This is a genomic window from Vulcanococcus sp. (assembly GCF_044369115.1).
Classification (GTDB): Bacteria; Cyanobacteriota; Cyanobacteriia; order PCC-6307; family Cyanobiaceae; genus Vulcanococcus.
Genome location: NZ_JBIPMN010000193.1, coordinates 1 through 4,417 on the forward strand (window position 1 = coordinate 1; position 4,417 = coordinate 4,417).

Below are 4,417 nucleotides of genomic sequence, written 5' to 3' on the forward strand. Positions count from 1 at the left end.
ACCCGCTGTTACGACGCGCTGCGGGTCCACCTCCAGCCACTCCAACAGGGCCAGCAGGGTGGAGCCTTTGTTCACTCCGCTGGGCAGCAGATCGAGATAACGGTTGTCGGAGAGCAGGCAATCCACCCCGTGGGCCTCCAGCTGCGGGATCAGGCTGTGGTCGAACTGCTCGGGGTCGACGTAGTAAGCCAATCGCCGCTGCGAATGGAGCGGTTGCGCGGCCAGACCAGGCCGCCCTTCAAGCATCGGCAGGAGCCGTTGCTCCATCCCCTGCCAGCGGGCATCGATCGGCTCCACGGCCAGAGGCACCGGCAACAACGACATGCCGCACGCCACCGTGCAGCCCACATCCCCAATCACCAAATGCGGGGCAGCCAAGCCAATGGGTTCATCCTCCTCCAGCACCCGGGCGATCGAGGCCAGATCGCGCCCGGTGCAGAACACATGCAGCACCCGTTCGCGTTGCTCCGCCAACCAGCGATAGAAGCTGCGCCGCTCAGCGGTAGCGCCCCCCAACAACGTGCCGTCGAGGTCGGTCACCAGCACGAGCTCGGGCGCTTCGGGCAAGGGCGCCGAGAGCTGGCTCTGCAACAACTGGCGGGACACAGCAGGCACCGGGCAAGTGGAGGCAACCGTATCGCCGAACACCGTCAAGCGGCCCACATGTTTCGTTACACTCCAACCGTTCGCGTCATTCCGATGCCTGACTCCACCTCTGCTTCTGCACGCTTCGGTTTTGTGAATTTCGCCGAAACCTGGAATGGTCGCCTGGCCATGCTGGGCTTCACGATCGGCCTCGCCACCGAACTCCTTACCGGCCAGGGCATCCTCGGCCAAATCGGCCTCGGCTGAAGCCGTTGAACCGGAGCAATGCTCTGCAGGCGCTCCCTCACGCGAGGGAGCGCTTTTTGATGGTTCAAACTGAACGCACAGCACCAGAAGCTCCCCTGGCTCAGCTTTTTGCCAAGAACCGCCGCGATGGCGCACGCATGCTCAGCAGCGGCATCGTGATCACCGGCGTGGGCTGGATCCGCATCGACCACCCGGCCGGCCAGATCGTGGCATTGCTGGGCAGCCTGGTGTGCCTCTACTGGTGGAGCTGCTATCGCCGCCTGGAGCGGTGAGCACAGAACTCGGCCTGCCGCGCTACAGCGTCAGCGCACTCAACCAGGCCATCGCTTCCCTGCTGGAACGCGGCTTCGCGCCGCGCTTTCTGCTCGAGGCCACCGTGTCGCGGCCGCAGCTGAAAAAGGGGCATCTCTGGCTCACGCTCGTCGACGAGCAGACCTCGATCTCGGGGGTGGTGTGGGCGTCTCAACTCAGCAAGTTGAGCTTCCAACCCAGCGAGGGCGATGGCGTGCTCGTGGTGGGCAAGCTGAATTTCTGGGCCAGCCGAGCCAGCCTCTGCGTTCAGATTCTCGATCTCAGGCCCAGCCTCAGCGCAGTGCTGCGCCAGTTTGAGCGCGTGCGAACCCTCCTGGAGCCGGAAGGACTCCTGGATCCAGCACGGAAACGATCTTTGCCCGCCATGCCCGCAGCGATTGCGCTGCTCACCAGCGTTCCCAGCTCGGCCTTGGCCGACATGCTGCGCACCGCCCAGGAGCGCTGGCCAGCGACCCGCATCCACGTGGTGCCCATTCCGGTGCAGGGGTCTGTAGAGGACCAGATCCGGGCCAGGCTTGCGGAGGTAGTAAGCAGAGCCAGAGGCTTAGGCATCGAAGCCATCGTGCTGGCACGGGGAGGCGGCAGCCGCGAAGACCTGGCGGTGTTCGACAACGAGGCGCTGGCCCGTGATCTTGCCGCCTGCCCGCTGCCACTGGTCACGGGCCTGGGCCATGAAGACGACACCACCATCGCCGACCTGGTGGCCGACTATCGCGCTGCCACCCCGACCGCGGCTGTGGTTGCGTTGCTTCCCGACCGCCAGCACCTGGCGCTGAACCTGCAGCAACAGCGCACACTTCTCAGGCAGAGCCTGAGCCACCGCTTGCAACGGGAACGCCTGCGCCTCGAGAGCGATCGAGCCCGACTGCTGCTGCTGCATCCCCGCCAGCTCCTGGCAAGCACCCGTCAGCAGCTCGAGCAACGCATCGAGCTCTTGCAGGCAGTCTCCCCCCAACGCTTGCTGGAGCGGGGCTTTTCGTTGGTGCACCACACCGATGGACAGCTGGTGCGCTCCGTGCAGCAGGTGCAGAGGGGCGATGCCCTGCAGCTGATGGTGGCGGACGGCAGGATCAACACCGTTGTGCAAACCACGGAGGGAGGTGCCCATGGCTGAACCCAAACCGAAGCGACGGCGAAGCACCGTTGATCCTGAGGGCCAATGGCAGACCGAGGTGGAGCAGCTGAGCTTCAACGAAGCCCGAACAGCCCTGGAGCTGGCCATGGCCAAGCTGCAATCCAGCGAGCTGGAGGTGGAAGAGATGGCAACGCTGTATCGACGTGCTGAGGCCTACGCCAACCGTTGCAGCGCTGTACTGGAAGCAGTGGAACAGGACGTGATCGAATGGGACTCTTGAAGCCCATGACAGCAACGGTGGAATTGTTAACGCCCGACAAGCCCCGCCCGAAAGCGCAGAGTCCGTGGCTGTCTTGGCTTTACCTGACGTTGGCCATCGCCGGCGGCGTACTGCCGTGGATGGCCAACCTCGCGTTCATGCGCGACTACGGGCCCAGCTTTGATTTGAGCGTGTTCGTGTCCCTCGCGAATGCAAATCCTGCCGCCCAGTCCCTGTCCAGGGATTTGCTGGTGGGGGCATCGGCGGTAACGATCTGGATGGTGGTGGAAAGCCGGAGGCTGCAGATGCGGCACCTCTGGCTGGTGTTGCTGAGCTCCGTCACCATTGCGTTTGCTTTCGCGGCGCCCTTGTTTCTCTGCCTGAGGGAGCGGCGTCTGGCGGAATTGGCCCGTGAGGCGGGCTCCAGCGAAGCCTCAGGGCTCGGCTGACACGTCGCGAACCTCAACGTCGATCACTGCGGAGCTGGCGGGTTGCTCAGCTGTGCTGCTTGAACTAGCACCCACTCCGATCAAGGATGCGCCACAGGCTGGACACGTTGATGCTCCAAAGCTCACTGTCCCGCAGGCGGGACACGTGATCAAGCGCCGGCGAAACCACTGCCAGGCCAAAAATCCGGCACCGGCCAAGACCAGTGGGCCAAACACCAGCAGGAGAGCAAAGCCCTCCAAAACATCAAAGAACAACCTTGCTGTAAACCCCGGCGCCAACAACAGCAACCCAATCACGGTGATCCAAAGCCATGGAATCGGGCGTTGCATCAGGAGGCCTCGGGAGTGGCTAGCTCCATCCTGACTGGGGCAGGTCCACAGGGGAAGTGGATCAGCGGGCGGATGCTTCGCCATCACGGCGGCGACTCACCACCACACTCAACGCTGTGCCGTAATACACAACCAAACCCACAAGCCAAACCCAGAGACTGAGCAGCAGCACGCCGCCGATCACGCCATAGGCCTGAAAGCGGGTGCCAAGCGATAACAAGCTTCGGCCCAGAACCACATTGAAGATGGTCAAGACAAAGCCGATCAACAACGAGCCGGGGATCAACGATCGAGCCGGAACATGACGCGACGGAAGAATCGCCAGGAGTGCAAAAGAAAGACTGCAGGCAATCAGCAGCGAAATCCCGAAATCAACAGCCATTGGCACCGGCGCCCAGAGATGCAGCCAATCGGGCAACCAACCCTGCAACATCAGGCGCCAACTACCCGGACTGAGCAACCTCAGATTGGTGGTGATCTGATCCAGCACCACAAAGAATCCGATCAATGCCACCAGCGCAATGGCTTCCAAACGTGCACGGATAAAGCGCCAGACAGGCCTGGTCCAATGATCGATCGGAAGGAAGCAAGGGCGAAATCCCCACAAGCGATCAGTACCGCGCTGAAGGCTTAGATAAGCATTGGTGGATGACACCAACAAGAACGCAGCACCGACCAAACCAGCACCGGTTCCCTGACGAATCAAGAGGTTCAAGGTGCTGCGGATCAGCGGGATCACCGATGGCGGCAACACCTGATCCGCCAGGCCCAACACCTGGTCTGTAAGATTATCCACACGCCCCAATAGGCGACTGGCAACCCCCAAGGCAATCAACAAAATCGGGAAGAAGGATTGCAGTGTGTGATAAGCAAACGCAGCACTGAGGTCCACGCAATCCTCACGGTCCCACAGCCGATAGGAACGCCAAAACAAGCGCACGAGAGAACGCCACCGAAAAGAGCGCTGCATGACCGCCACGGGACGCCCGTCTACCACCGACGCTACAACCTCCCCCAAACCAAACCAACAAAAAAGCCACCCTATCGGGTGGCTTCTCTGCCTCATGCCTCCAGACTCGATCGATCGAGGTTGGGTGGCATGAGGATGGGTGGAGCAAAGAATGTTTTACCTGGCATCGA

General features: G+C 62.1%; 8 protein-coding genes. 5 read left to right on the forward strand and 3 right to left on the reverse strand.

Annotated features, from left to right (window positions below; translation table 11 throughout):
• On the reverse strand, positions 1-615 hold a 615-nt coding region (locus tag ACIQ2E_RS12725), incomplete at its 3' end, for an HAD family hydrolase (protein ID WP_398331144.1).
• A gap of 84 nt (positions 616-699) precedes the next feature.
• Between ACIQ2E_RS12725 and ACIQ2E_RS12730 the strand changes: the two genes are divergently transcribed.
• The 5 genes from ACIQ2E_RS12730 to ACIQ2E_RS12750 are packed head-to-tail and all read left to right on the forward strand — an operon-like array spanning position 700 to position 2,947.
• Positions 700-852: a high light inducible protein gene (locus tag ACIQ2E_RS12730; protein ID WP_398331147.1), complete on the forward strand. Its 153-nt coding sequence runs from the start codon at positions 700-702 to the stop codon at positions 850-852.
• Positions 853-911: 59 nt separating this feature from the next.
• A complete protein-coding gene (locus ACIQ2E_RS12735) occupies positions 912-1,124 on the forward strand; it encodes a hypothetical protein (RefSeq protein ID WP_398331150.1) in 213 nt (70 codons plus the stop codon).
• On the forward strand, positions 1,121-2,278 hold the full coding sequence (gene xseA / locus ACIQ2E_RS12740) for an exodeoxyribonuclease VII large subunit (protein ID WP_398331152.1): 1,158 nt from the start codon (positions 1,121-1,123) through the stop codon (positions 2,276-2,278). Before ACIQ2E_RS12735 ends, xseA begins: the two co-directional genes overlap by 4 nt.
• Positions 2,271-2,519: an exodeoxyribonuclease VII small subunit gene (gene xseB, locus ACIQ2E_RS12745; RefSeq protein ID WP_398331156.1), complete on the forward strand. Its 249-nt coding sequence runs from the start codon at positions 2,271-2,273 to the stop codon at positions 2,517-2,519. The genes xseA and xseB overlap by 8 nt, the downstream gene beginning before the upstream one ends.
• A 5-nt stretch (positions 2,520-2,524) precedes the next feature.
• Positions 2,525-2,947 (forward strand): DUF2834 domain-containing protein, encoded by a 423-nt coding sequence (locus tag ACIQ2E_RS12750; RefSeq protein ID WP_398331159.1) that lies wholly within the window; start codon positions 2,525-2,527, stop codon positions 2,945-2,947.
• Here the strand turns inward: ACIQ2E_RS12750 and ACIQ2E_RS12755 are convergent.
• Together ACIQ2E_RS12755 and ACIQ2E_RS12760 are read right to left on the reverse strand one after the other, a co-directional pair.
• A complete protein-coding gene (locus ACIQ2E_RS12755; RefSeq protein WP_398331162.1) occupies positions 2,933-3,361 on the reverse strand; it encodes a zinc ribbon domain-containing protein in 429 nt (142 codons plus the stop codon). The two genes, ACIQ2E_RS12750 and ACIQ2E_RS12755, sit on opposite strands and share 15 nt — an antisense overlap.
• Complete coding sequence (locus ACIQ2E_RS12760) at positions 3,339-4,247, reverse strand: YihY/virulence factor BrkB family protein (RefSeq protein ID WP_398331165.1); 909 nt, start codon at positions 4,245-4,247, stop codon at positions 3,339-3,341. The genes ACIQ2E_RS12755 and ACIQ2E_RS12760 overlap by 23 nt, the downstream gene beginning before the upstream one ends.
• Between the last annotated feature and the right edge of the window lie 170 nt (positions 4,248-4,417).